Here is a 23,569-nt window from a genome sequence, read left to right on the forward strand (position 1 = left end):
CGGGGAAGTGGCGGTCAGGCCAGCAGTTCGCGGACCATGGGGATCACCTTCGAGCCGTACAGTTCCACGGCGCGCATGCGGGCGCTCGCCGGCTGTGCTCCGGCCGAGTAGATGAGGTCGAACCGGCCGACGCCGAGGCTGCGGATCGCCCGGGCCATGCGGCGGGCCACCGTCTCCGGTGAACCGATGTAGAGGGAGCCGTTCTCCACCTCGGAGTCGAACTCCTGGCGGCGGATCGGCGGCCAACCCCGCAGTTTGCCGATCCGGTCCCGCATGATCCGGTAGTGCGGCCAGTAGATCTCCTTGGCCTCCTCGTCGGTGTCGGCGATGAAGCCGGGCGAGTGCATCCCGACCGGGTGCGCGGTGGTGCCGAGTTGCGCGGCGGCCCGGCGGTAGAGGTCGATGTAGGGCGCGAAGCGGTCGGGAGCGCCGCCGATGATGGCGAGCATGAGCGGAAGCCCGTACTGGGCGGTGCGGACGACCGACTGCGGCGAGCCGCCCACGCCGACCCAGGTGTCCAGGCGACCCGACTCGGTCTTCGGGAAGACGTCGGCGTTCTCCAGCGGGGCACGCAGGGTCCCGCTCCAGGTGACCGGTTTCTCGTCCAGCAACTTCACGAACAGGTCGATCTTCTCCTCGAACAGCGTGTCGTAGTCGCGCAGGTCGTAACCGAACAACGGGAACGACTCGGTGAACGAGCCGCGGCCGAGGATGACCTCGGCCCGGCCGTTCGACAGCGCGTCCACGGTGGCGAAGCGCTGGAACACCCGCACCGGGTCGTCCGAACTGAGCACTGTCACGCCGGAGGCCAACCGGATCCGCGAGGTGCGGGTGGCGATGCCGGCCAGCACCGTCTCCGGTGTGGAGACGGAGTACTCCGGACGGTGGTGCTCGCCCAGGGCGATGACGTCGACCCCGAGCTGGTCGGCGAGCACCGCCTCGTCGACGACCTGCCGGATCGCCGCCGCGTGGGAGACGAGATTGCCGGCGTCGTCCTGCGGTACGTCACCGAACGTGTCAAGGCCGAACAAGAGATCAGACATGGTTGGGCTCCTTCGCCAGCAGCTCCCGGACCCGTGGCGCGACCGCACTGCCCAGCAGGTGGATCGTGCGCGCACGGGCCTCGCGGGGCAGGTGCATGATGTCGTACTTCAGGTCGAAGCGGCTCAGCCGCAGGTCGCGAGCGACAGTGGCGATCTTCTGCGCCACCGTCTCGGGTGAGCCGACGAACAGCGCCCCGTGGTCGATTTCGGCCTCGTAGCGCGCGCGGTCCGGTTTGTAGAAGCCGCGTTCGGCGGCCAGGGCCGTCGCGACCGGCTGCCAGTACCGCCACCACGTCTCCACCGCCTCCTCGTCGGTGTCCGCGACCAGGCCGAGGGAGTGCTGCCCGATTGGCGGCAGGGTATGCCCGAACTGTTCGAGCGCCCTGGTGTAGAGGTCGACGTGGCCGGCGAAGCGCTGCGGACGCCCGCCGATGATCGCGAGCATGAGCGGAAGTCCGTGCCGGGCGGCGCGGATGACCGAGTTCGGGCTTCCCCCGACCCCGATCCAGGTCGGGATGCCGCCGGCGGGCATCCGTGGGTGCAGCCGCTGCGCGGTGAGCGGGCTTCGTACCGTGCCGGACCAGGTGACCGGTTCGTCCTGTCGCAGCCGCAGGAAGAGGTCCAGCTTCTCCTCGAACAACCGCTCGTAGTCGGCGAGGTCGTAACCGAACAACGGGAACGACTCGGTTGCCGAGGCGCGGCCGAGGATCACCTGGGCGCGGCCGTTGGAGACGGCGTCGAGGGTGGAGAACTCGTGGTAGAGCCGCACCGGGTCGTTGGTGCTGAGCACGGTGACCGAGGTGCCGAGACGAATTCGCTCGGTCGCCGTCGCGGCCGCCGCCAGCAGCACGGGTGCCGCCGAGTCGTTGTGGCCCTCGCGGTAGTGCTCACCGACGCTGAACACGTCGAGTCCGGCCGACTCGGCGAGCCGTGCCTCGTCGACGAGTAGCCGTACGGTCTCGGCGTCGCTCAGGGTCCGGTCGCCGTCGGTGGCGACCTCCCCGAACGAGTTCAGCCCCAGCTCGAAGTCTGCAGCTGCCATCGTCTCCTCCTCGGTGCTCAGCCGGCGAGCTGCGGAAGCAGACCTACCGGTTGACGTGTCAATGATGCTAACTTGGCAATTGACACGTCAATTCCCAGGAGAGTGAGATGACGGACGCCACACCGGCTCGGCGGGGGCGCCAGCTCCCCACCGCCGACGAGCTGCGGATCTGGCGGGACTTCATCGAGACGACGGCAGCGCTCGGCTCCCGGCTCGAGTCCCGGTTGCAGAGCGACTCCTCGCTCTCGACGGGCGACTACGCCGTGCTCCTCGCCCTCAGCGAGGCGCAGGGTCAGGCGATGCGGTCGTCCGAACTCGCCGCGCACATCGGGTGGGAGCGGAGCCGCCTCTCGCACCACCTCGGGCGGATGGAACGGCGCGGCCTGATCCGCCGCCAGGAGTGCGCGACGGTGCCCCGTGGCGCCGAGGTGCTGCTCACGACAGCCGGCGCCGAGGCGTTCAAGGGCGCCACCGTTCCGCACCTGCGCGCCATCCGTGAACTCTTCGTCGACGCCCTCACCCCGGACCAGATCGTCGCGGCGGGCGAGATCGCCACGGCGCTGCGAGCGCGCCTCGACGCCCTGCGCGCGGAGTGACACGTCAGGGTGGCTCCCCGGCACTATCGCATTCATAACTGTAAGTGCGCGGGCGATTGCCGACAGCTACGTCCGGGTGGTCCAATCCTCCAGAAAGCCGCCACCCCGCCCGCCCGCGGGGACGGCGTCGGCCGCGCCGCCCGGGAGGTACGTCCATGAGCGAGACCGCCACCGCAGAGGCCCACCGGGTCAGGCCAGAGCAGTCCCGCCCGGGACGTACCGAATCGGTGCTGCCGGAACTGCGGGAGATGTGGTGGGAGACGGGGGTGCGGGCGCGCGCCGAGGCCGGCGTCTTCGCCGTCTTCGCGGAGTTGCCCAGGTTGGTGTGGACCGCACTCGGCATCAGTTGGCGCGCGGACCGGCTCCGTACCGGCGTGGTGGCTGTGGCCACCGTCGGCGCGGGGGTGATGGCGGCCTTCGGGCTGCTGGCCACGCAGCGGGTGCTGGTGGAGTTGTTCGCCGGCGGGCCGACACCGGACAAGGTGCGGGCGGCACTGCCCGCGCTGGTCGTGCTGGCCGTGACGGTCGCGCTCCGCGCCGGGATGGGCATCGCCACCGGGTACGCGCAGAACGGGCTGACGCCCCGGGTGAGCCGGGAGGTGGAGCGGGGCCTGTTCGAGGTGTCCACAGCGGTCCGGTTGGAGGCGTTCGACGCGGACGCGTTCGCCGACGACATGGAACGCGCCTCGCGGGGCACCGAGTCGACGATCGGGCTGGTGCAGGCGTCGATGAACCTGCTCGCCGGGCTGGCCGGCCTGCTCGCCGTGGCGGCTGCCGTCATCATCATCCATCCGCTGCTGCTGCTGGCGCTGCTGGTCGCCACGGTGCCCACGGCATGGGCGTCGTTGCGGGCCGGGCATCTGCGCTACCAGACGTACACCGCCGGATCGGTGCGCCGACGTCGACTGTGGCTGCTGCACAAGTTGATGGCCGAACGTGCCTCGGCACCGGAGTTGCGCTCGTACGGTCTGCGCCGGTTCCTGCTCGACCAGTACGACCGGGTGATGCGGGTGGAGACCGACATCCAGCTCGCCCTGGCCCGGCGCGTCACCACGACCACCACTGTCGGAGCGATCATCGGTGGCCTCGCCACCGGCACCGTCTACGCCCTGCTCGGGTTGCTGCTCCTGGACGGGCAGATCCCGCTCGCCGCGGCGGCGACCTGCGTGATCGCGGTGCAGTCCGCGCAACGGTCCCTGGCCATCGCGACCTTCCAGGTCGACCACGTCTACACGGAGGGGCAGCACTTCGGCGACTACACCGGCTTCATGACCCGCGCTGACGCCTACCTGCCGGGCAACGCCGACGACGAAGCCGGGGCCGCCCCGGACCGGTTGCGGGAGTTGACGGTCAACGGGGTGAGCCTGCGCTATCCCGACCGGGACACCCCGGCCGTCGACGGCGTCACGTTGACGATCACCGCCGGGCAGACGGTCGCGTTCGTCGGGGAGAACGGCTCGGGCAAGACCACCCTCGCCGCGATGATCGCCGGCCTGCGCGTGCCCACCGCTGGCGGTATCGAGTGGAACGGCCGCCCGTTGTCGGAGCTCGACGTCGACGGGCTGCGGGCCCGGATCGCGGTCGTGACGCAGGAATACCACAAGTGGCCGTTCACCGCGGCCACGAACATCGCCATCGGCGACGTCGACAGCGAGGCCCGGCAGGATCGCATCGAGGCCGCCGCCGGCCGCGCGGTCGCCCACGACATGATCAACGAACTTCCGCACGGGTACGAGACACTGCTCGACCGGACCTTCGCGCGCGGTCAGGACCTCTCCGGTGGGCAGTGGCAACGCATCACCGCGGCCCGCGGCTTCCTGCGCGACGCCGAACTGCTGATCATGGATGAGCCGTCCTCCGCGCTCGATCCGCGCGCCGAGGATGCCCTGTTCCAGGCCATTCGGGACCGCAGAGGTCGCGCCACCACGATCCTCATCACGCACCGGCTCGCCAACGTCCGGCACGCCGACCGGATCTTCGTCCTGCACCACGGCCGACTGGTCGAGGCCGGCTCACACGCCGACCTCGTCGCCACCGGCGGCCGGTACGCCGAACTGTTCGCACTCCAGGCCGCCGGCTACGACGCGAAGCTGAGGGACGGCCACCGGCCCGCACCGAGCTCCCACTGAGGACGCCACCGCCAGCCCCGGGTCAGACCTTCTCCCGTTCCCCGCCGAGCGGCTAGGCTTCCGCGCATGTCAGGGTGGCGCGGCCGTTCGGCGAACACGGCCCTGGTGCTCGTCGTCGGCCTGATCGCCCTCGTGGGCCTGGTGGTGCAGTCGCGCGGCCTCGACACCACCGCCGAATGGGCGGCCCTGCCGGTGGTGCTGCTCTCGTCCGGCGCGCTGTACGTCCGCCGGCGTCACCCGGTGCCGGTGGGCGTCGTGGCGCTGGCCGCCGTCGGCGCGTACGGGGTGCTGCTGCACCGGCCCGGCCCGATCATGCTGGTGTTCGTCGTGGCGCTCTACACAGTCGTCGACGAGGGGTATCTCGCGGTCGCCATCGGGCTGGGTCTCGCCTCGGTGATCGCCTTCGCCGTGGCGGACAGCTACAACCGGTCCCCGACCAGCATGAACGGGGCGACACTGCTGCACGCGGGCTGGCTCGTCGCGGTCATCGTCGGGGTGACCCGCAACCGTCGCGCCTACCTCGCCGAGGCGCAGGCCCGAGCGGCCGCCGCCGAGCAGCGGATGGAGGAGGAGGCCCGGCGGCGGGCCACCGAGGAGCGGCTGCGCATAGCCCGGGAACTGCACGACGTGCTCGGCCACCACCTGTCACTGATCAACGTGCAGGCCAGCGCCGCGTTGCACCGGCCCGATCCGGTCCGGTCCGAGCAGGCCCTCACCGCGATCAAACAGACCAGCAAGGAGACGTTGAGCGAGTTGCGCGCGACGCTCGGCGTACTGCGGCAGGAGGGTGCGGGGTCGCTCGCGCCCGGACCCGGTCTGTCCCGCCTCGACGATCTCGTCAGGACGGCCGGTCGGCCGGAGTTGGAGATCCGCACCGAGTTGGCGGAGACCCGGTCGCTGCCGCCGGAGGTCGACCTGGCGGTGTATCGGATCGTCCAGGAGGCGCTCACCAACGTGGCACGGCACGCGGGTGCCACCACGGCCGTGGTCCGGGTCCGACCCGACCACGACGACGTGCTCGTGGAGGTCGAGGACGACGGCACCAGCCAACCGGGTACGCCGGGCAGCGGGATCGTCGGCATGCGTGAGCGGGCGCGGGCACTGGGCGGTTCGTTGAGCGCGGGCTCGCAGCCGGACGGCGGCTTCCGGGTCTGTGCCCGGCTGCCGGTGCGGTCCGGCCCGGCGGGGGAGCGGGAATGATCCGGCTGCTGCTCGTCGACGACCAGACCCTGGTCCGCGCCGGTTTCCGATCCATCCTGGACGGCGAGGACGGCATCGAGGTGGTCGGCGAGGCTGCCGACGGCGCGCAGGCGGTGCGGCTCGCCCGGCAACTGCGGCCGGATGTCGTGCTCATGGACATCCGGATGCCCGGGCTGGACGGCCTGGCCGCGACCGGGGAGATCGTCGGGAACTCCGACGCCCGGGTCATCATCCTGACCACGTTCGACCTGGACGAATACGTCTACGGGGCGCTGCGCGCCGGCGCCAGCGGCTTTCTGGTAAAGGACACCGAACCGGCCGAGTTGATCCACGGCGTGCGGGTGGTGGCCCGGGGCGACGCGCTGATCGCGCCGTCGATCACCCGTCGGTTGATCGCCGAGTTCGCGGCCCGGGCCGGGCATCCCGACCCGGGGCCGCGACTGAGCGTGCTCACCGAACGGGAGCGGGAGGTGCTGGCGCTGGTAGCGGCCGGCCTGTCCAACGACGAGATCGCCGCGCGACTGGTGCTGAGCCCGGCCACCGCCAAGACACATGTCAGCCGGATCATGACCAAGGCGGCTGCCCGGGACCGGGCCCAGTTGGTGATCCTCGCCTACGAGTCCGGCCTGACCGTGCCCGGTTGGCTCACCCGCTAGCGACCACCGCCTCCGGGCTGGCCGGCAGAGCCACCGGCCGGCGTCCTGATCGGTCAGGCGGTCAGCCGGTCGGTGCGGCGGGCGCGGGCCAGCGCCAGCCCGCCGAGGGCCGCGCTGATCACCCCGACCACCACTGCCACGTAGGCCCCACCCAGCCCGTTGCCGGTGCCGACACCGCCGTCGGAGGTGACCACCACCAGCGCGCCGAGCGCCAAGCCGATCAGGCCCGCCGCCAGGGCCAGGAAGGCTCCGAGGCTGCCCGAGCCGGTGCCGATGCGACTGGCGGGGCGGGCCAGAGCCAGCCCCCCGACGACGGCGCCGGCCAGGCCCAGCAGGACGGCGGCGCTGGCACCGAGACGCCCGGAGCTCATGGAGAGCGCAGCGGCTGCGGTCGACTGGGCCGAGGCGTGCGCGGCTGCCGGCGCGCTGAGCGTGATCCCCCCGATTGGGACGGCTACGGCGGTGGCGAGCAGGTGGCGGACGGACATCGTGGTTCCCCTCGGTCGGCTGACGACTACATGCGGCAGCGTAGGAACGGGACCGCCCGCGAGTCGTCATGCCGGAGTTGCCAACGGGCCTACCACCCGGGATGTACGCGCTCGCAACGGCGTACCGCCGCGGTTGTCTCCCCGGGCTTGCCCGGCCCCACGACCCCGGCGCGAGCTGAGCGGGAATGGCCCTTGACCTGGGGTTTTGTCGGATCCGAGCAGTGGCGTTCACGGTCTGCGAGTGGTACGACTGATGCATCGGACCAGGTGGTGCGGGTTCAGGAGGTGACATCCATGCTTCTCACAAGCACCCCGCCTCGACACCGGCCCTGCCATCTGGCGGCCGTGGAGATTCCGCCCCAGCGGGGGATCGCGGCGCCGTCGTCGACGCCGAGGGCACCATGACAAGTCCGGAGAACACCGAGGAAAAGGCGGCTGCCTACGCCCGCGGTCTCGACGCGGGTCGGATCGAGCAACGTCTACAGGGGCACGATGAGCACCTGCGAAAGATCAATGGTTCGATCGACTCGATGACGCAGGCTCTCCAATTTCTCACCGAGGAGCTCCGCGCCAACGTCGCCCTGTTCAGCGCCAACATGACCGCAGACCGCCGGGACACCAGCGAGCGGGAGAGGATCGCCGCCGTGCGGGTGGAGGAGGCGGGCATCGTCGAATCCCAGAGGACGGTCCGGTGGACGGCGTGGCAGCGCTGGTCTGCCGTCGCCGGCGCGATCATCCTGGTGGTGAACTTCGGCCTGGGTCTCTACCTCGCGTTCGGCCGTTGACCGGGTGGCAGCGCTGGTAGCCCGGTGGACCCGGGGTGTTGAGGTCAACAACCGCGTCACTGCATTGAGGAGTCGCCACCCGGTCTGGGCTCCAGCACCACCACAGTGGTTTCCGACGATCGCCGCGCCGCATGGGCCTCGAAGTTCTTGTCGGCCCCGCGCCAGCGTGGCCACAGTCGCGTCCGCTCGTCGGCGGTGGCGGCCCGGCCGCGGACCAGCCGCCGCCCGTCAGCCAGGTCCACTGACGCGTCCGGGTGGGCCTGCAGGTTGAGCCACCAGGCGGGGGCGCCCTCGCCCCACCCGTTCATCGCCACCCCGACCAGGTTGGGGCCGTCCTCGAAGTACGCGAGGATGACGCTACGTTGCTGGCCGGTGCGGCGACCGGTGGTGGTCAGTCGCAGCGTGCCCCAGCGGTGCTCGCGCGGCCGCCACAGCCCGACCCGGCTGCCGGTGACCCGGTACAGACCCCGGTGCACCGACCAGGCCAGCCGGATGAACCACCGCGGCGGCAGCCACGGTGCCTTCGTCTCCTGAGCATCGGACATGACGACCTCCTCCACCGACCACTGCTGATGGCCCGGCAGGCTGCCGTATCCGGTAACCCCACTGTGGACCGAGAGCCCAAGGTCTCCCGGCGTGAGCACAGCTTGCGTCCTGTTGTCCATGATCCGACCGAGGAACGGACCGATCGGTGGAAGCCCCGTCTCGGCGGCAGCCGGGTGAGCTACCGCTGCCAGGCGTCGATGGCGCGTACGCCGTCGCGCACGACCCGGTCCAGGATGGCCGGGTTGCCGCTGGTGCCCTCCCACCCCTGGTCGTTGAAGACCGTCACCGCGCTGTCGACGCGGGCCACGGCGATCTGGCTGGACGCGGTGCCGCCGGTGCGTTCGCCGTTCAGGCTCGTCTCCGGCCAGGTCCGGGTCAGCAGCAGCCCCTCGCCACCGACCCCGGTCAGCACCTCGCTCTTGACGGTGACCCGGTTTCCGGCCTGCTCGTAGGAGGGACACGCCTGCACGGCGGTGCGAAGCCGGTCCAGGTAGGCCGAGGCTCCGGCGCCGTCGAAGGTGAAGATGGTCTGGTGGATCATCCCCTGCGGCACGTTGCTGGCGGGCTCGCCGGCCGTCTGGTAGGTGACGGTCATCGCGGCGCTCGCGGTGACCTGCCGGCCGCCGGTGCCGAACTCGTTGCCGCACAGCGTCGGCAGGGCCTCCTCGACGGGTGTCGTCCGTCGTGGAGACTTCCGCAGCTCGGCGGGCAACTCGACGAAGGCCGAGGTCGGGATGGTCACCCGGGTGCTCGCGCTCGGAGATGGTGACTCCGTCGGGGGCGTTGACGTTGCCGCGCTCGTCGGTGCGGTGGTCGCCGGTGCGGAGCCGGGCGGATCATCGGTGGTGGTGCAGGCGGCGGCCAGCGCGATGGTGCCGAGCAGTGGGAGCAGCGCGAGCGAGCGTCGGGTACGCGCCGGTGGCAGTGGTACGGATCGGCTCATCATCACCCCTTGTCTGTGCCGGGAAGGTGCCCAGCACCGCGCCGACCGAAACGATCACCAGGCGGCGCGGGGATCGACCGGGCCACCGGAATTGAGGTGTCGTCACATCGACCGGGCCACTAGGCTGCCCCGCATGACCAGCGTAATCGCTCACCGCACCACCGGACTGTCGGGTGACGTCCAGGTCGGTGCGGAGCGACGCCGGCGACCCGTCGCCCGCCCGCGCTGACCTGTTCCTGCGACCGGCGGATCGAGCCGCCGGTCGTTCGCTGGTCGTCCTCGGTCCGCCCGCATCTCCCCGTCAACGGCTCGCGTGACAGCGCGGGTCCGAGCGAGATCGGCGTACCCATGGATCTTGAAAAGTTGTTGTCCGACCGGCTGGCACCGGCGTTCGCGGCGGTGGCCGGCGGCCCGGTCGACCCGCTGGTGCGGCGGTCCGGGCGCGCGGACTTCCAGTCCGACGCGGCGCTGGCGCTGGCCCGGCGGCTCGGTCGCCCGCCGCGGGACATCGCCGGCGCGGTGCTGGCCCACGCGGTGCTCGACGACATCGGCGTGTCGGCCGAGGTCTCCGGGCCGGGTTTCATCAACCTGACACTCGCCGACCGGGCGCTGGCCGACCTGGTCGCCGGGCTGGCGGGCGACGCCCGGCTCGGCGTGCCGCCGACGGCGACGCCGCAGACCGTGGTGGTCGACTACTCGGCGCCCAACGTGGCGAAGGAGATGCACGTCGGGCACCTCCGCTCGACCGTCATCGGTGACGCGGCGGTGCGGCTGCTGACCTGGCTCGGGCACCGGGTGGTGCGGGTCAACCACCTGGGTGACTGGGGGACACCGTTCGGCATGCTGATCGAGCACCTGATCGACCTCGGTGAGGCCGAGGCCGCGCAGCACCTGTCGATGGGCGACCTGGACACCTTCTATCGGGCGGCCCGTGTGAAGTTCGACGAAGACGAGGCGTTCCGGGAACGGTCCCGGCTGCGGGTGGTCGCGTTGCAGGGCGGCGACGAGCGGACCCGGCGGCTGTGGCGGCTGCTGGTGACGCAGTCCGAGCGGTACTTCCTGACCGTGTACGACCTGCTCGACGTGGGGTTGTCCGGCGACGACTTCCGGGGCGAGAGCGCCTACAACCATCTGCTCGCTGGTGTCGTCGACGACCTGGACCGGCTGGGGCTGCTGCGGCCCAGCGGTGGGGCCGAGTGCGTCTTCCCGCCCGGGTTCACCGGCCGGGACGGCGCGCCGTTGCCGCTGATCGTGCGCAAGAGTGACGGTGGGTACGGCTATCCGGCCACCGACCTGGCCGCGCTGCGGCAGCGCGTCGGCGAGCTGGGCGCGACCCGGCTGCTGTACGTCGTCGGCCTGCCGCAGCGGCAGCACTTCGCGATGGTGTTCGCCGTCGCCGAGGCGGCCGGTTGGCTCCGCCCACCGGTCCGGGCCGAGCATCTGGGCTTCGGGTCCATCCTCGGCGCCGACGGTCGGATGCTGCGTAGCCGGGCCGGTGAGTCGGTGAAGCTGGTCGGCCTGCTGGAGGAGGCGGTCGCCCGCGCCACCGACCTGGCCCGCAGCAGAAACCCGGACCTGGACGCCGAAGCCGCCGCCGAGATCGGCCGCGCGGTGGGCATCGGCGCGATCAAGTACGCGGACCTGTCCGTCGACCGGACCAAGGATTACGTCCTGGACTGGGAGCGGATGCTCGCGCTGGACGGCAACACCGCGCCCTACCTCCAGTACGCGTACGCCCGGATCCGGTCGGTGCTGCGGCGGGCCGGGACCGCCGCGCAGCCGGATGCGCCGATCGTCCTCGCGCGGCCGGACGCGCCGATCGTCTTCGCGCAGCCGGCGGAGCGGGCGCTCGCGGTCGAGCTGCTCGGCTTCGCCGGGGTGGTCGGCGAGGTGGAGCGGAGCCTCGAACTCCACCAGCTCGCCGGGTACCTGCACCGGCTGGCTACCGCGTTCAGCGCGTTCTACGAGCGCTGCCCGGTGCTGCGCGCGTCGGACGAACTGCGGGAGAGCCGGCTGCTGCTGGCCGGGCTGACCGCCCGGACCCTGCGGCAGGGGCTGGACCTGCTCGGCATCCGAACGTTGGCGCGGATGTGACGGGCCGGCTCCCCGGCCCCGGTCAGCGGGCCCGCTTCGTCGCCCGCTTCCGGGGTGGCGTCAACAGGTCGGCGATCTGCGCGATCGCGGCGGGCACCAGGCGGTAGTACGCCCAGACCCCACGCTTGTCGCGTTCGAGCAGGCCGGCCTCGGTGAGGATCCGAAGGTGATGACTCACCGTCGGTTGAGAGAGATTGAGCGCCGACGTGAGGTCACTCACTGACGCCTCACCCTCCGGCGCGGACTGGATCAGGCTGAGCAACCGGAGTCGCGCCGGATCGGCGAAGGCCTTCAGCACCCCCGCTAGCCGCTCGGCATCGGCCCGCTTGATGGGATCGCCGGTGAGCGGCGAGATCGCAGGCATGGCAGTTTTCGCAGTTCCCACGCCTGCCATAGTGACACCAACACCATCAATAAACCGGCAGAAACCGACACCAGCCCTCCGATGGCGTCCAGATGGCGCAACGACGCCACCGAACGTGAGTCGAACGCCGACGTCCGTGGTGGCAGACGGGCCGTGTGGAGCTTCGGCAAGCTCCACACGGCCCGTCCGGCGAAATGCGTGTCAGCGGCGCGGTTTGGGGGCGACGCGGGGCAGGACGTACGGCGGCCCAGCGAAGATCAGGTCGGACTTCAACTCGTGGTAGGCCCGCTTGGGCTGGTAGTTCTCGTCGTAGATGGTGGCCAGGCCCTCCGGCGGGTCGCTGAACCAGCCGGGCACCCACGAGTGGTTGTCACTGAAACCCCAGACCGTGTACGACAGGCAGCTCCGCACGGCGAGGCACGCCTTCATCAGCACGCTGAAGTTGGCGGCCGACGCCTGGAGCCGCGGGTTGATCTCCTCCGAGTTGCCCGCCTGGACGCCCGCCGTCAGTTGACTGCGGACGTCGACCTCGGTGAACGCCGTCGCGACGCCGAGCCCGCTGAACTTCTTCAGCGCCGCCGTCACCTGGAGGGTGTCGAAGTTGCCGTACTGGGTGCCCAGGTGGCCCTGGGCGCCGACGCCGTCGATCGGGACACCCTGAGCGCGCAGGCTCTTGGTCATGTCGTACACGAACTGGGTCTTGTCGTCGGCCGGGTTGCCCGAGCCGAACGCCTCGATGTTGTAGTCGTTGTAGAACAGCAGCGCCTTCGGGTCGGCGGCCCGTGCCCAGCGGAACGCGTCGGCGATGTAGCCGGGCCCCAGGTTCTGCGCCCAGAAACCCTTGTAGTGCAGTGTCGACGGGGTGTCCCAGGGGTCGCTGACCGCCTCGTTGACCACGTCCCACTGCCAGATCTTGCCCTTGTAGCGGTTGACGACAGTGGTGATGTGCTTGCGCAGCAGCTCGCGCAACTCCTGCTTGCTGATGGAGCCGTCGGCGACGCCACTGGTCAGCCAGGCGGGCAACTGGTTGTGCCAGACCAGCACGTGACCACGCACGCTCTGCCGGTTGCGCTTGGCGAACTCCACGAACTCGTCGGCCGGAGCCCAGTTGTAGGTGCCACGGGTGGGCTCCAGGCTCTCCCACTTCATCACGTTCTCGGCGGTGACCGAGGCGAACTCGGTGGAGGCCAGCTTGCGGTACTGGGGGTCGCTGGCGTCGTTGAGGGCGTCCATGTCCACCGCGGTGCCGACGTGCAGACCGTGGCGCAGGCCGAGGGTGGCGAGGCTCTGCGTCATGGGGTCGTACGGCCGGCTCGCGGTGGCCGGCACCGTGTTCAGCGTCGCGACGGTCGCGACGGCGACCAGGCCGACGGTCGACCACTGCCTTAGCTTCATGTGCCTTCCTTCCAAACGATCAATGGGAATGTGTCGATCAGGGAGGCGAGGGTCCGGTGCTGGCCGGCGGGAACGTGGTCGGGTGGGCGGGCGACACCGGTGGTTCCGGCCGGAAACCGGAAACCCGCTCGAAACGTTAAGCCGATCTATGTCTGGGCGTCAACGGTGAAAACTTCCGGAAATTCATCACATGACCTGCGCAGCCCTGGGCCACCAAGCGTCGAAACTTCCGGGATCAGCTTCCGGCCCCGGCGCACGCCGGTGGCATCGTCGACGCGGTGGTCGACGATGCCCCGGTGCCGTTGGGTAAGACCGGTCAGCGCAGGCCGGCGAAGAGGTCGTCCTCGGGGGTCGGCGCGCCGGTCCGGTCCCGGACCCGCAGGAAGGTCTCCACGCCCATCAGCTCGGTGAACCGCTCCTGACCGAGTTGCAGGAAGAAGATGTTCTCGGTCTGACTGGCGTGCGTGGCCAGCGCGTTGAACTTCTGCGCGCCGAACTTGCTCGTGTCGACCCAGGTGGTGATCTCGTCGTCGGGGAGGCCGAGCTGCGGCTGCGACGCGTCCGGCTCGGCCCAGTCGACGCCGAGCTCCTTCATGATCCGACCGAACTCCGCGAACGCCGTACGCGGCACCGTGGTCCAGTAGACCTTCGCCGGGACGTCCGTCTGCTCGACGGCGGCCATGGTGATCCGATGCGCCTGGATGTGGTCCGGGTGGCCGTAGAAACCGTTCTCGTCGTACGTGACGATCACGTCCGGCTGGTACTGCCGGATCAGCTCCGCGAGCCGGGTCGCCGCCTCCGCCACCGGGGTCGTCCAGAACGCGCCGGGCTGGTCGTTGGTCGGCCAGCCCATCATCCCCGAGTCGGCGTAGCCGAGGGTCTCCAGGTGGGTGACGTTCAGCGCCGCGCAGCTGGCCTCCAGCTCGGCCTGACGCATCGCCACCACGGCGGCCGGGTCTTGCCCCTCCTCGCCCGGCTTGACCCCACCCGGGCCGTCCCCACATCGCCCGTCGGTGCAGGTCACCAGCACGGTGGTGACCCCCTCGGCGGCATAGCGGGCGAGGACGCCGCCGGTGCTCGTCGCCTCGTCGTCGGGGTGGGCGTGCACCGCCATCAGGGTCAGAGGTCGCTCAGCCATGCCAACACCCTACGGTTCCGCGGCTACCACTCCACGACCTCCACCCGCAACGACGGCGGGGAGCGGGCATCCTACCCAGTTCGGCATCCGCGCAGCGGTCCTTGTGTGAACGGTGATCACGTCCCGGGCGGGTCGCTAGATTCGGCCGTGATCAGCCCAACCGAGCAGGTACGGACGTGGGGAGAGAGCCGATGGCAAGAGCCGCTGGCGGGTTCACCGACCTGCGACAGGTCGAGGCCGGACTCCTGAACGTGGGGTACGTGGACGCCGGGCCGCCCGACGGGGACCCGGTGATCCTCCTGCACGGGTGGCCCTACGACATCCACAGCTTCGTCGACGTCGTACCGCTGCTCACCGCTGCCGGTCACCGGGTCGTCGTCCCGTACCTGCGGGGTTACGGCACGACCCGGTTCCTCGCCGACGACACCATGCGCAACGGCGAACCGGCGGCGATGGGGCTCGACCTCATCGCCCTGATGGACGCCCTGAAGATCGACACCGCGAAGCTGGCCGGCTTCGACTGGGGCGCGCGGACCGCCGATGTCGTGGCCGCGCTGTGGCCCGAACGCTGCCGAGGGTTGGTCTCGGTCAGCGGCTACCTGATCGCCAGCCAGGAATCCGGTAAGGCGCCGCTGCCGCCGAAGGCGGAGTTGGCGTGGTGGTACCAGTACTACTTCGCCACCGAGCGCGGGCGGGAAGGTTACGACAAGAACCGGCGCGCCTTCAACAAGCTGATCTGGCACACCGCGTCCCCCCGGTGGACCTTCGACGACGCGACCTACGACCGCAGCGCCGCGGCGTTCGACAACCCCGACCACGTCGACATCGTGATTCACAACTACCGGTGGCGGATGGCCCTCGCCGACGGCGAGGCACAGTACGACGAGATCGAGCAGCGTCTCGCCGGGCAACCGAAGATCAGCGTGCCCAGCATCTCCATGGAAGGCGACGCCAACGGTGCGCCCCACGTCGAGCCCACCGTCTACGCCAAGCAGTTCACCGGGCCGTACGAGCACCGGACCGTGGGTGGCGGCGTCGGGCACAACCTGCCGCAGGAGGCGCCGCAGGCCTTCGCGGACGCGGTGCTGGAGGTCTGAGTCGCTAGCCTCCCGGCCGCCGGGGCGTCGGGCGTTCCACCCGCACCGGGTCGCCGCGGACCAGCCCGTCGTGGATGCGCCAGCGGGCGGTGGTGACGGCCCGCCGGGCCGCCTCGTCGCCCTGCTCGACGCGTTGGCGCAGCAGCTCCACCGCGATCCGGCGGTTGAGACTGAACTGCCGCTCCTCGTCCACCACGACGACGATGCCCGAGGGGCGGTGCGTCGCGCGTACCGCGGTGCTGGCCTTGTTCCGGTGCTGACCACCCGGCCCGCCGGTGCGGCAGGCGACGACGTCGACGTCCGCGTCGCGGAACGTCGTGGGTCGGGCGTCGCGTTCGGGTGGCTGGGCGGTGACGTACCAGTTCTTCCGGCCGCTGCCCGACCGGTACGGGCTGGGGGCCTGCCAGCACAGCGTCCCGGTCCACGACGCCGCGAACGCCTCGGCGTCGGCGCCGGAGATCCGGATCAGCACCGACCGGTAGGTGCCGGCGCGGTCACCGGGCACCGCGTGCACCTGCTGGATCGTCAGACCTCGGCGGGTGCCCTCGCCCCGCAGGCGGTGCAGCAGCTGACCCAGTGCCCAGGCGCACTCCTGCGGCCCCCGTCCCGCCGACAGCAGCAGGAACACGTTCACGACCGGCCCCGCCTGCCGCGGTGTCCCCGCCGGTCCGCTCGGGCGGCGGACCCGGGGTCGGGCGTCTTGTAGGTGACCACTGGCGTCGTGGCGAGCACCGGCGTGGCCAGGCGGTGCTCGACCAGGTCGGCGATCACCTGCTCGATGCGCTTGTACGCGGTGGGCGCCTCCTCGAAGAGCAGCTGCCGGTCACCGCACACCACCAGCGACCCGACCGGGGTACGCCGCAGCTCCTCGACGGTGTGCTTGGCCCGGCCCCGCCGCAGGGCGTCGGCGCGCGACATCTTGCGGCCCGCGCCATGGGCCACGGAATGGTTGGCGTCCGGCCCGGCGTGCGTGGCCACCAGGTAGGAAGCCGTGCCCCGGGTGCCGGCGATCAGGACGTCGCGCCCGTCACCCGGCGCCGCGCCCTTGCGGTGCAGGTAGATTCCGTCCCGAACCTCGACCAGGTTGTGGCACTGGTCGACGATCGGCGCGGTGGGTTCGGCCCCCAACGCGTGCGCCACCCGGGCGGCCAGCACCCGGCGGTTGAGCGAACCCCAGCGCACGGCGTCGTCGTGGCTGCGCAGGTAGGCGGCGGGGTCGACAGCCGGCCCGGCACCGTGGACCTCGGTGTGCGCCCGCAGGATCCGCTCGCCCAGGCCACGGGAACCGCTGTGCACGATGAGCACGAGGTCGCCCGCGTCGAGCCCGAGCCGGCCGGCGTGCCGCCCGTCGAGGATGGTGTCGACCCGGGCCAGCTCCACGAAGTGATTGCCCCGGCCGACCGTCCCGAGCCCGTCCAGGTGACCGGCCGGAACGTCACCGTCGACGGCGGCCCACGCCGGGTCGTCGGCGTCGCGTACCGGGTCGAGCGCCTGGTCGAGGTCGGGGAACCGGGCGGCGAGCCGTTCCGGTACGGCCCGTTTCAGCTTGATCGGAAACACGGCGATGCCGCAGCCGATGTCGGAGCCCACCAGGAACGGGTACAGCACTGTCGACGCCATGGCCGCGCCGATCGGCGCGCCCTTGCCGGGATGCAGGTCCGGCATCGCGGCGACGTGCCGCATGCCGTCCAGGGCGGCGACCTGTCGACACTGGGCGAGCGCCGCGGACTCGATCCAGCTCGTCGGTGAGGCGAACACCGTGACGGTGGCCGGGGTGGACGGGGGCAGGGGCTCCCGAGGGAGGTGGTGCTGGGACAAGGAGGCTCACTTCTCGCTTGCGAACGTGGGAACGGACGGCGTCACGGCCCCGGGAGGCGTCACCGGTGGCGCGGAGCAGGGGGTGGTGTCCGTCAGTACGTCATGGCCGTCACTCTGGCCCAGGCAGGTCGGCCCGACAACTGATTTTCCTTCACGACGTACGCTGCCGCGATGAGCGCACCGCGTCGCGTCCTGGTCTACGGGGTGTACGGCTCCGGCAAGTCCACCCTCGCGGCGCGGCTGGCCGACCACCTCGGACTGCCCTGGCATCCGGTGGACGATCTGCTCTGGCAACCGGGCTGGGTCGAGGTGCCGGTCACCCAGCAGCGCAGCCGGATCGAGGAGATCTGCCGACGGGACCGCTGGATCATCGACGGGGCGTACCACGGGTGGCGGGACGTCCCGCTGGCCCGCGCCGACCTGGTCGTCGGCCTGGACTATCCACGGTGGTGCTCGTTCGGACGGTTGCTGCGCCGCACCGCCCGTCGGGTGGTCACCGGCGAGGTGATCTGCAACGGCAACCGCGAGTCGCTGAGCAGTGTGCTGTCCCGGGACTCGATCCTGCTGTGGCACGTCACCGCGTTCGGCCGGGCCCGCCGGCGGATGCGGGCCTGGCAGGCGGACCCGTCCGCGCCGCGAGTGGTGTTACTGCGCTCCCCGGCGGAGCTGGACGCTTGGCTGGCCGGCCTGCCCGGTCGATGAGGTCGCGCGGAGAGCCGCCGAACTGAGCTCTGACCGAGCTCGCACCGGGTGCCGTACTCATTCGACCAGGTGGACGCCGCCGGCCCGCTCCATCGGGGAGCGGGCCGACGATGTCACGTGGCCCGGCCGTACTCGCGCCGGCCGGGCCACCGGTCAGGACTCCTGGCGTCGACGCCGGGCGAGGAGGAACGCGAATGCGCCCAGCACGACCATCACACTTCCGACGCCGGTCATGGTCGGGACCACACCGCCACCGGTCACCGGCAGGACCGGGGCTTGGCCGCCTGGGCCACCGGGTCGACCGGGTGCACCAGGCGCGCCCGGGCTGCCAGGTGCTCCGGGGGGCCCGGACGGACCAGGTACGCCGGGCGCTCCGGGTGCTCCAGGGCTACCGGGCGCTCCGGGCGCTCCGGGGCTGCCGGGCGCTCCGGGGCTGCCGGGGGCACCAGGGCTGCCGGGGGCACCAGGGCTGCCGGGCGCACCAGGGCTGCCGGGCGCACCGGGGCTGCCGGGCGCACCGGGGCTGCCGGGGGCACCGGGGCTGCCGGTCGGCCCGGGCGGGCCGGTGGGTCCGGGCGGGCCGGTGGGTCCGGGTGGGCCGGTCGGCCCGGCGCAGACCGGTGCGGTGATGACGTTGGTATCCAGGGTGACGGCGGCGGTGCGTGCCAGCGCGCGGCCCTGGAGGGTCGCGCCCGTGGCCATCGTGATCGCGGCCTGAGCCATGATTGTGCCGACGAAGGTGGTGCCCGTGCCGATCGTCGCCGAACTGCCGATCTTCCAGAACACGTTGCAGGCCGAAGCCCCGTTGATCAGGACGACGCTGCTGTTCGACGCCGTCGTCAGCGAGGAGTCGACCTGGAAGATGAACACGGCGGACGGGTCGCCCTGGCCGTTGAGCGTCAACGGTCCGGTGAGTTGGGCGGCTCCGATCCGGTAGACCCCTTCGTTGAGCGTGTTGCCGCCCAGCTCCGCCGGGAGGTTGGTGAACGGCGTCCGGCCGGCGGCATCGTTGAAGGCGATGGTCAGGTCGCTCTGAGCCTGTAGAGCGACAGCGTCACCGAGGTGCACCTCGCCGCCGATGGTTGCCGTCTCGAATCCGGACGCGGTGTTTCCGGGGTACCGACCGAGGCTCTGAGCCAGGAAGCTGGGCCCGGTGTTGGTGGGTTCCGCTCCGGCCAGGACGGAGAAGTCGGCCGCCGTGCCCAGGTTGACCGGTGCTTCCTGCGCGTTGGCTGCGGTCGAGCTGAAGAGCAGCAGGCTGGCTGCCACTGTGGCGGCTGCGCCGGCCGCAAGCGCCGGCAGGACCACCTGTCGCCGTAGCCAGTGTTTGGGTTTAGCTGTCACAGAACACCCTCCGTGGGTACTACTCGCAGGAGACGTCAAGCCAGTGGCGTCCTGCGTGATATGGCCTGTATGGCGCCGATAAGCGCGTTGACTACCACATCACGGCGGGTGTTCGAATGGGGGCAAATTGGCGCAATGACCGACGCGCATCTATCTGAATAGGACAGATATTCGCATTCTTGTTCGCCGGTTTCGACAAGCGGCGGGTGCGCACCCGGGGCGACCGAGCAGATCTCGGCCTATCGCCGGACGGCCGGGACCGGCCTGATCGCACGGCCGAGGACGCAGGGCGAGGATGGGCTGTTGCTGGTGGCCGGGAAGCGGAACCGGCGCAGCTGCGTCACCTCGAAGCCGGCCGCTGCGATCGCCGCGACGGTGTCGCGGTTGGTGTGGCAGCCCGCGAACAGCCTCGGCCACACGGTGGCGTCGACGAGACGTTGGGCGCGGTGCAGGCCGGTGGCCTCCTCGGCGGCCACGTGCTCGAAGAACCGCACCTGGCCTCCGGGGCACAGCACCCGGCTGATCTCCGCCAACGCGCTCGCCTGATCGGGCACCGTGCACAACACCAACGCGACCACGGCCGCGTCGAACTCGCCGTCCGCGGCGGGCAGCGCCTGGGCCAGAGCGTCGACGACGGTGACCGGAATCGGCGCATCCGCGGCGGCACGCTCGGCGGCGGCCCGCAGCCGCCGTTCCGGTTCGACAGCGAGGACCTGGGTGACAGACGGCGGGTAGTGGGCAAACATCCGCCCGTTGCCCGCACCGATCTCGATCACCCGGCCGGACAGGCCGGCGACCAGCTCCCGCCGGAACGCCGCCGTGCCGGCGCGGTCCATGGCGACGCTGAGTCGCTCGTACACCCGGGCGAACACGGGGTGGGACACCGTGGCCACGTCGACCTCCACTGATGGCGTGATCTCCGTAAGACGCTTTCTCCGGCGATTGTCCTGCATCCGCGCACGCTTTCCGTCTTACTGATGGGCAGCACGACTCAACCCAGTGCAGACAGGATGTGGTCCGACCATGAAGATCGTCGTCATCGGGGGCAGTGGCCTCATCGGTTCCAAGGTCGTGGACCGCCTCGGCGCCCAGGGCCACGAGGCGGTGGCGGCATCGCCGAAGACCGGCGTGAACACCCTGACCGGCGAGGGCGTGGCCGATGCGCTCGCCGGGGCCGAGGTCGTCGTCGACACGTCGAACTCGCCGTCGTTCGAGGACGCCGCCGTACTGGAGTTCTTCGAGACCTCGACCCGGACGCTCCTCGCCGCCGCGTCGGACGCCGGGGTGAATCACTACGTGGCGCTCTCCATCGTGGGGAGCGACCGGATCCCGGACAGCGGTTACATGCGCGCGAAGGTCGCTCAGGAGAAGCTCATCGTCGCCTCCGGAATCCCGTACTCGGTGGTGCACGCCACCCAGTTCTTCGAGTTCCTCCAGGGCATCATCGACGCCGCCACGGACGGCGACACCGTGCACCTCGCGCCGGTGCTCATCCAGCCGATGGCCGCTGACGACGTGGCGGCCGCGGTGACCGAGGTCGCGCTCGGCGCGCCGACGAACTCCGTGGTCGAGGTCGCTGGTCCGGAGCAGTTCCAGCTCGACGAGTTGGGCCGCTCGCTCCTCGCCGACCAGCAGGATCGCCGCACGGTGGTGGCCGACCCCGACGCCCGGTACTTCGGCGCCAGGCTGAACGAACGCTCGCTCGTTCCGGCCGACGGCGCCCGCACCCCCGGCACCGCCCTGGCCGACTGGCGTGCGGCGGCTGGCCGGGGACGCTGAGCCGGCCCCGCTACCTCGGCGTCGTGGTCGGGCCAGCCCGCCCGCCGAGGCGCCGCACCAGCTCCCGAACCGCCTCGGTGAACGGCTCGTCGGACTCGTCCGGCCAGTGCCCGTGGATGGGTGGGGCGACGCTGTCCCCGGGGGGCGTCACCACATCGCGGGGATCGCGCTGTCGGCGATCGACAGCTGCTGTCGGGTCGCCGGTGGTATCCGGCGCGGGTGACGGATTCGGGGAGAAGATCCAGCCACCGATGGGATCGGTGTCGCGCCACAGGTTCACCCAGCGCCACCCCACCCGCTGGCCGATCTCCTGTAGTGCCGCGTCGTCGAGGTAGGCGGGGAAGGGCCGCGCGCAGAAACGGCGCAGCGGTGATCCGTGGGTGAGCAGGGCGACCCGGTCGCCGATCTGCGGCCGCAGTTGGAGCACCGCGGCGGCGAGCAGAATCGAGCCGTGGCTGTGCCCGGTCAGCAGCACCGCGTCGCCGCGCTCGACCAGGTAGGTGATTCGGCGGGCCAGTTCCGGCACCGCCCGCCTGGAGTAGCAGGGTGGCGCGAACGGGTGGGCGGCCCGGGGCCAGAAGGTGCCAAGGTCCCAGAGGACGCCGATGTAGCGGCGGTACGGCTCGGTCCGGTACGCGAAGATGGCGCCGATGACCAGGCCGAGGATGATTGCCCCGATCACCCAGCTGCTGAGCGCGATGGCGAACGTGATCGCCTCCGCCGGCAATCGGATGTTTCGCTCGATCACGTCGCCCGGCAACTGGCCGAGCAGGCCGACCGTGGTGGTGGCCGTGGCGAGTCCGGCGAGGCAACCGTAGACCACTGCCAACGGCACCAGTTTCTCGGTGAAGCGGGCCCGAGCTATCGCGTCTCGGACCTGCCTCAGGCGGAGCTCGGCCTCGGCCGGCGCGTTCGGGAAGTCGCGCGCGACGATCGCCGCCGCAGCCCGGCGTCGACTCCGGCGGGAGATCAGGATGACCAGAACGGCGACGATCGCGGTGACCACCACCGCGCGGAAGAAGCCGTAGATCGCCCAGGTGAAGGCCCGGGGCGGGCCGGTGGCGATGCCCTCCCCGGTCGGCACGCCGCGATCCAGGAAGTCCGCCACCCGGCAGACCAGCTCTGCGGAGTACGCCACCGCCGTACTGATCCCGGTGGCCGCGACAACGAGAGCGCCCAACCCGAACAGCGGGGTGGCGTCGCGCTCCCGGCTCCGGTACCAGAGCAGCACCACGCCCAGGGCGGCCATCAGTGTCGTCTGAGCCGCGAACACACCGACCACTGTCGGGTCGTAACCGGGCAGCCCGCGCTCCTGCGGCCACGGCTGCGAACTGGTCGACACGTGTGCCACGACGACCACGGTCAGGATGATGGCAGCGGTCCGGAGGGTGCGGGTGACCCGGTCGAGCCGCTGGTCGGCGGGGTACCGGTCCATCAGTGGCGGGGTGCAGAGCATCCCCACGCAGCTCGTCAGGATCACCCCCGTGATCGCCGTCAGCGCGATGGTGGCCGCCGAGGCGTCTCTCGCACCCTGGGCGAGGAGCAGGACGAGGTCCAGCGTCGCGAACGCGGCGGCGACATGGATGGCCCGCAACCGGCCCACCAGCGGCTCGGCGTCCCACTGGCCGACGGTGTCGAGCCGGCAGGCGGAGCCGCCCTGATCGGGTGCGCGAAACGCCTCGAAGGCTCGCCCCGGACGACAGCTGATCAGCCAGATCAGGCCGATCGCGGCGGCCGGGACCAGCGCGAGCACCGCCAGCCGCAGCCCGATCGTCCGCCCACCCAACCAGGACAACCAGCTGCGTCCGGTGAGGCAGCTCGGCGAGGCCAGGCACTTCCAACCGACGAGGTCCAGGGCGACGCCGGCGATGGCGAGCACGTACAGCACGGTGAGCGTGAGCCCCAGCACCCGGCACAGGGACTTGACCGCCGCCTCGGAAGCCGGGTTCGCCGGGCGCATCCAGATCGCGACGTTGACAAGCATGAAGGGGAGCAGGAACACCACCGCCAGGGTGCGGGTCACGGTGCCCGAGGGCAGGTCACCCCAGCGGTACGCCTCCAGCGTCACCCCCGGCACGCTCGCGCTGTCCGAGGACCGGGGGCGCGGCCGGTAGAACCCGCCACTGCGGTCACCGGCGACCTGCCCGGTCTGCTGCAGGCCCAGCACCTGTGCGGGACTCGCGCCGGAGACTCCGTGCACCCGTAGCTCCACGACGCCACCGGAGCTGTCCGGCCCGCTCAACCGCGCTGATCCATCCGACGTCCCCCCGAGGCGTCCCGCCGCCCTTGTCCCGCTACCCCCACCTCGACGACACGCGCCGGGGCCGGCGGCCGAGCGGGTCTACCCGAACCGGACCCGCTCAATCTCGGCCGTCCCTGGTGCTGCCACCCGACCGGCGCGCTGTGGTCG

The 23,569-nt window shown here is 71.2% G+C and carries 22 protein-coding genes; 9 read left to right on the top strand and 13 right to left on the bottom strand.

Annotated features, from left to right (window positions below; all coding sequences use genetic code 11):
- Positions 1-14: 14 nt before the first annotated feature.
- Complete coding sequence (locus IF22_RS0119265; protein WP_030333914.1) at positions 15-1,043, bottom strand: LLM class flavin-dependent oxidoreductase; 1,029 nt, start codon at positions 1,041-1,043, stop codon at positions 15-17.
- Complete coding sequence (locus tag IF22_RS0119270) at positions 1,036-2,085, bottom strand: LLM class flavin-dependent oxidoreductase (RefSeq protein ID WP_030333917.1); 1,050 nt, start codon at positions 2,083-2,085, stop codon at positions 1,036-1,038. Before IF22_RS0119270 ends, IF22_RS0119265 begins: the two co-directional genes overlap by 8 nt.
- Positions 2,086-2,192: 107 nt before the next feature.
- On the opposite strand from IF22_RS0119270, the gene IF22_RS0119275 reads away from it, so the two are divergent.
- The 4 genes from IF22_RS0119275 (at position 2,193) to IF22_RS0119290 (ending at position 6,666) form a co-directional block, all read left to right on the top strand.
- A complete protein-coding gene (locus IF22_RS0119275) occupies positions 2,193-2,681 on the top strand; it encodes a MarR family winged helix-turn-helix transcriptional regulator (protein WP_030333919.1) in 489 nt (162 codons plus the stop codon).
- Between the two features lie 248 nt (positions 2,682-2,929).
- Complete coding sequence (locus IF22_RS0119280) at positions 2,930-4,810, top strand: ABC transporter ATP-binding protein (protein WP_051708637.1); 1,881 nt, start codon at positions 2,930-2,932, stop codon at positions 4,808-4,810.
- Between the two features lie 66 nt (positions 4,811-4,876).
- The gene (locus IF22_RS0119285) at positions 4,877-6,010 is read left to right on the top strand and encodes a sensor histidine kinase (protein ID WP_036411816.1); all 1,134 of its coding nucleotides are present in this window, start codon (positions 4,877-4,879) and stop codon (positions 6,008-6,010) included.
- Entirely contained in the window at positions 6,007-6,666 is a 660-nt protein-coding gene (locus IF22_RS0119290) for a response regulator (protein ID WP_030333925.1), read from the top strand. The genes IF22_RS0119285 and IF22_RS0119290 overlap by 4 nt, the downstream gene beginning before the upstream one ends.
- Before the next feature lie 53 nt (positions 6,667-6,719).
- On the opposite strand, the gene IF22_RS0119295 is transcribed toward IF22_RS0119290, so the two are convergent.
- The gene (locus IF22_RS0119295) at positions 6,720-7,154 is read right to left on the bottom strand and encodes a DUF6223 family protein (RefSeq protein ID WP_030333926.1); all 435 of its coding nucleotides are present in this window, start codon (positions 7,152-7,154) and stop codon (positions 6,720-6,722) included.
- A 401-nt stretch (positions 7,155-7,555) separates the two neighbouring features.
- On the opposite strand from IF22_RS0119295, the gene IF22_RS0119300 reads away from it, so the two are divergent.
- Positions 7,556-7,939: a hypothetical protein gene (locus tag IF22_RS0119300; protein WP_030333927.1), complete on the top strand. Its 384-nt coding sequence runs from the start codon at positions 7,556-7,558 to the stop codon at positions 7,937-7,939.
- Between the two features lie 56 nt (positions 7,940-7,995).
- Here the strand turns inward: IF22_RS0119300 and IF22_RS0119305 are convergent, their stop codons facing one another.
- Entirely contained in the window at positions 7,996-8,484 is a 489-nt protein-coding gene (locus IF22_RS0119305; protein WP_030333929.1) for a nitroreductase/quinone reductase family protein, read from the bottom strand.
- A gap of 179 nt (positions 8,485-8,663) precedes the next feature.
- Complete coding sequence (locus IF22_RS0119310) at positions 8,664-9,428, bottom strand: hypothetical protein (RefSeq protein WP_051708625.1); 765 nt, start codon at positions 9,426-9,428, stop codon at positions 8,664-8,666.
- A gap of 348 nt (positions 9,429-9,776) precedes the next feature.
- Between IF22_RS0119310 and argS the strand changes: the two genes are divergently transcribed.
- Entirely contained in the window at positions 9,777-11,522 is a 1,746-nt protein-coding gene (gene argS, locus IF22_RS0119315; protein WP_030333932.1) for an arginine--tRNA ligase, read from the top strand.
- Between the two features lie 22 nt (positions 11,523-11,544).
- On the opposite strand, the gene IF22_RS0119320 is transcribed toward argS, so the two are convergent.
- The 3 genes from IF22_RS0119320 to IF22_RS0119330 form a co-directional block, all read right to left on the bottom strand.
- Positions 11,545-11,886, bottom strand: coding sequence for an ArsR/SmtB family transcription factor (locus IF22_RS0119320; protein ID WP_030333934.1), 342 nt, complete (start codon positions 11,884-11,886; stop codon positions 11,545-11,547).
- 201 nt (positions 11,887-12,087) lie between these two features.
- Positions 12,088-13,281, bottom strand: coding sequence for an endo-1,4-beta-xylanase (locus IF22_RS0119325; protein ID WP_030333935.1), 1,194 nt, complete (start codon positions 13,279-13,281; stop codon positions 12,088-12,090).
- 316 nt (positions 13,282-13,597) lie between these two features.
- Complete coding sequence (locus IF22_RS0119330) at positions 13,598-14,419, bottom strand: PIG-L family deacetylase (RefSeq protein WP_030333937.1); 822 nt, start codon at positions 14,417-14,419, stop codon at positions 13,598-13,600.
- A gap of 191 nt (positions 14,420-14,610) precedes the next feature.
- Between IF22_RS0119330 and IF22_RS0119335 the strand changes: the two genes are divergently transcribed.
- Positions 14,611-15,516 carry an alpha/beta fold hydrolase gene (locus IF22_RS0119335; protein ID WP_036411821.1) on the top strand — a complete coding sequence of 302 codons (906 nt, stop codon included), beginning with the start codon at positions 14,611-14,613 and terminating at the stop codon, positions 15,514-15,516.
- A gap of 4 nt (positions 15,517-15,520) precedes the next feature.
- On the opposite strand, the gene prfH is transcribed toward IF22_RS0119335, so the two are convergent.
- Together prfH and IF22_RS0119345 are read right to left on the bottom strand one after the other, a co-directional pair.
- Positions 15,521-16,150, bottom strand: coding sequence for a peptide chain release factor H (prfH, locus tag IF22_RS0119340; RefSeq protein WP_030333942.1), 630 nt, complete (start codon positions 16,148-16,150; stop codon positions 15,521-15,523).
- Positions 16,147-17,334 carry an RNA ligase RtcB family protein gene (locus IF22_RS0119345; RefSeq protein ID WP_051708626.1) on the bottom strand — a complete coding sequence of 396 codons (1,188 nt, stop codon included), beginning with the start codon at positions 17,332-17,334 and terminating at the stop codon, positions 16,147-16,149. The genes prfH and IF22_RS0119345 overlap by 4 nt, the downstream gene beginning before the upstream one ends.
- A 171-nt stretch (positions 17,335-17,505) precedes the next feature.
- Here IF22_RS0119345 and IF22_RS0119350 point away from each other — a divergent pair, with 171 nt between their 5' ends.
- Positions 17,506-18,036, top strand: coding sequence for a P-loop NTPase family protein (locus IF22_RS0119350; protein WP_030333946.1), 531 nt, complete (start codon positions 17,506-17,508; stop codon positions 18,034-18,036).
- A 153-nt stretch (positions 18,037-18,189) separates the two neighbouring features.
- Here the strand turns inward: IF22_RS0119350 and IF22_RS0119355 are convergent, their stop codons facing one another.
- Both IF22_RS0119355 and IF22_RS0119365 read right to left on the bottom strand, forming a co-directional pair.
- On the bottom strand, positions 18,190-19,380 hold the full coding sequence (locus IF22_RS0119355; RefSeq protein WP_030333948.1) for an ice-binding family protein: 1,191 nt from the start codon (positions 19,378-19,380) through the stop codon (positions 18,190-18,192).
- 239 nt (positions 19,381-19,619) lie between these two features.
- The gene (locus IF22_RS0119365; RefSeq protein ID WP_030333951.1) at positions 19,620-20,273 is read right to left on the bottom strand and encodes a class I SAM-dependent methyltransferase; all 654 of its coding nucleotides are present in this window, start codon (positions 20,271-20,273) and stop codon (positions 19,620-19,622) included.
- Between the two features lie 130 nt (positions 20,274-20,403).
- Between IF22_RS0119365 and IF22_RS0119370 the strand changes: the two genes are divergently transcribed.
- Positions 20,404-21,159: an SDR family oxidoreductase gene (locus IF22_RS0119370; RefSeq protein ID WP_030333953.1), complete on the top strand. Its 756-nt coding sequence runs from the start codon at positions 20,404-20,406 to the stop codon at positions 21,157-21,159.
- A 10-nt stretch (positions 21,160-21,169) separates the two neighbouring features.
- On the opposite strand, the gene IF22_RS0119375 is transcribed toward IF22_RS0119370, so the two are convergent.
- Positions 21,170-23,401, bottom strand: coding sequence for a hypothetical protein (locus tag IF22_RS0119375; RefSeq protein WP_030333955.1), 2,232 nt, complete (start codon positions 23,399-23,401; stop codon positions 21,170-21,172).
- Positions 23,402-23,569: the final 168 nt, after the last annotated feature.

Source organism: Micromonospora parva, assembly GCF_000718515.1.
In the GTDB taxonomy this organism is placed as follows: Bacteria; Actinomycetota; Actinomycetes; order Mycobacteriales; family Micromonosporaceae; genus Micromonospora; species Micromonospora parva.

Bases quoted from the DNA above. Each gene is read 5' to 3' on its own strand.
- IF22_RS0119265 (WP_030333914.1), bottom strand. From the start codon at position 1,043: ATGTCTGATCTCTTGTTCGGCCTTGACACGTTCGGTGACGTACCGCAG.
- IF22_RS0119270 (WP_030333917.1), bottom strand. From the start codon at position 2,085: ATGGCAGCTGCAGACTTCGAGCTGGGGCTGAACTCGTTCGGGGAGGTC.
- IF22_RS0119275 (WP_030333919.1), top strand. From the start codon at position 2,193: ATGACGGACGCCACACCGGCTCGGCGGGGGCGCCAGCTCCCCACCGCC.
- IF22_RS0119280 (WP_051708637.1), top strand. From the start codon at position 2,930: ATGTGGTGGGAGACGGGGGTGCGGGCGCGCGCCGAGGCCGGCGTCTTC.
- IF22_RS0119285 (WP_036411816.1), top strand. From the start codon at position 4,877: ATGTCAGGGTGGCGCGGCCGTTCGGCGAACACGGCCCTGGTGCTCGTC.
- IF22_RS0119290 (WP_030333925.1), top strand. From the start codon at position 6,007: ATGATCCGGCTGCTGCTCGTCGACGACCAGACCCTGGTCCGCGCCGGT.
- IF22_RS0119295 (WP_030333926.1), bottom strand. From the start codon at position 7,154: ATGTCCGTCCGCCACCTGCTCGCCACCGCCGTAGCCGTCCCAATCGGG.
- IF22_RS0119300 (WP_030333927.1), top strand. From the start codon at position 7,556: ATGACAAGTCCGGAGAACACCGAGGAAAAGGCGGCTGCCTACGCCCGC.
- IF22_RS0119305 (WP_030333929.1), bottom strand. From the start codon at position 8,484: ATGTCCGATGCTCAGGAGACGAAGGCACCGTGGCTGCCGCCGCGGTGG.
- IF22_RS0119310 (WP_051708625.1), bottom strand. From the start codon at position 9,428: ATGAGCCGATCCGTACCACTGCCACCGGCGCGTACCCGACGCTCGCTC.
- argS (WP_030333932.1), top strand. From the start codon at position 9,777: ATGGATCTTGAAAAGTTGTTGTCCGACCGGCTGGCACCGGCGTTCGCG.
- IF22_RS0119320 (WP_030333934.1), bottom strand. From the start codon at position 11,886: ATGCCTGCGATCTCGCCGCTCACCGGCGATCCCATCAAGCGGGCCGAT.
- IF22_RS0119325 (WP_030333935.1), bottom strand. From the start codon at position 13,281: ATGAAGCTAAGGCAGTGGTCGACCGTCGGCCTGGTCGCCGTCGCGACC.
- IF22_RS0119330 (WP_030333937.1), bottom strand. From the start codon at position 14,419: ATGGCTGAGCGACCTCTGACCCTGATGGCGGTGCACGCCCACCCCGAC.
- IF22_RS0119335 (WP_036411821.1), top strand. From the start codon at position 14,611: ATGGCAAGAGCCGCTGGCGGGTTCACCGACCTGCGACAGGTCGAGGCC.
- IF22_RS0119350 (WP_030333946.1), top strand. From the start codon at position 17,506: ATGAGCGCACCGCGTCGCGTCCTGGTCTACGGGGTGTACGGCTCCGGC.
- IF22_RS0119370 (WP_030333953.1), top strand. From the start codon at position 20,404: ATGAAGATCGTCGTCATCGGGGGCAGTGGCCTCATCGGTTCCAAGGTC.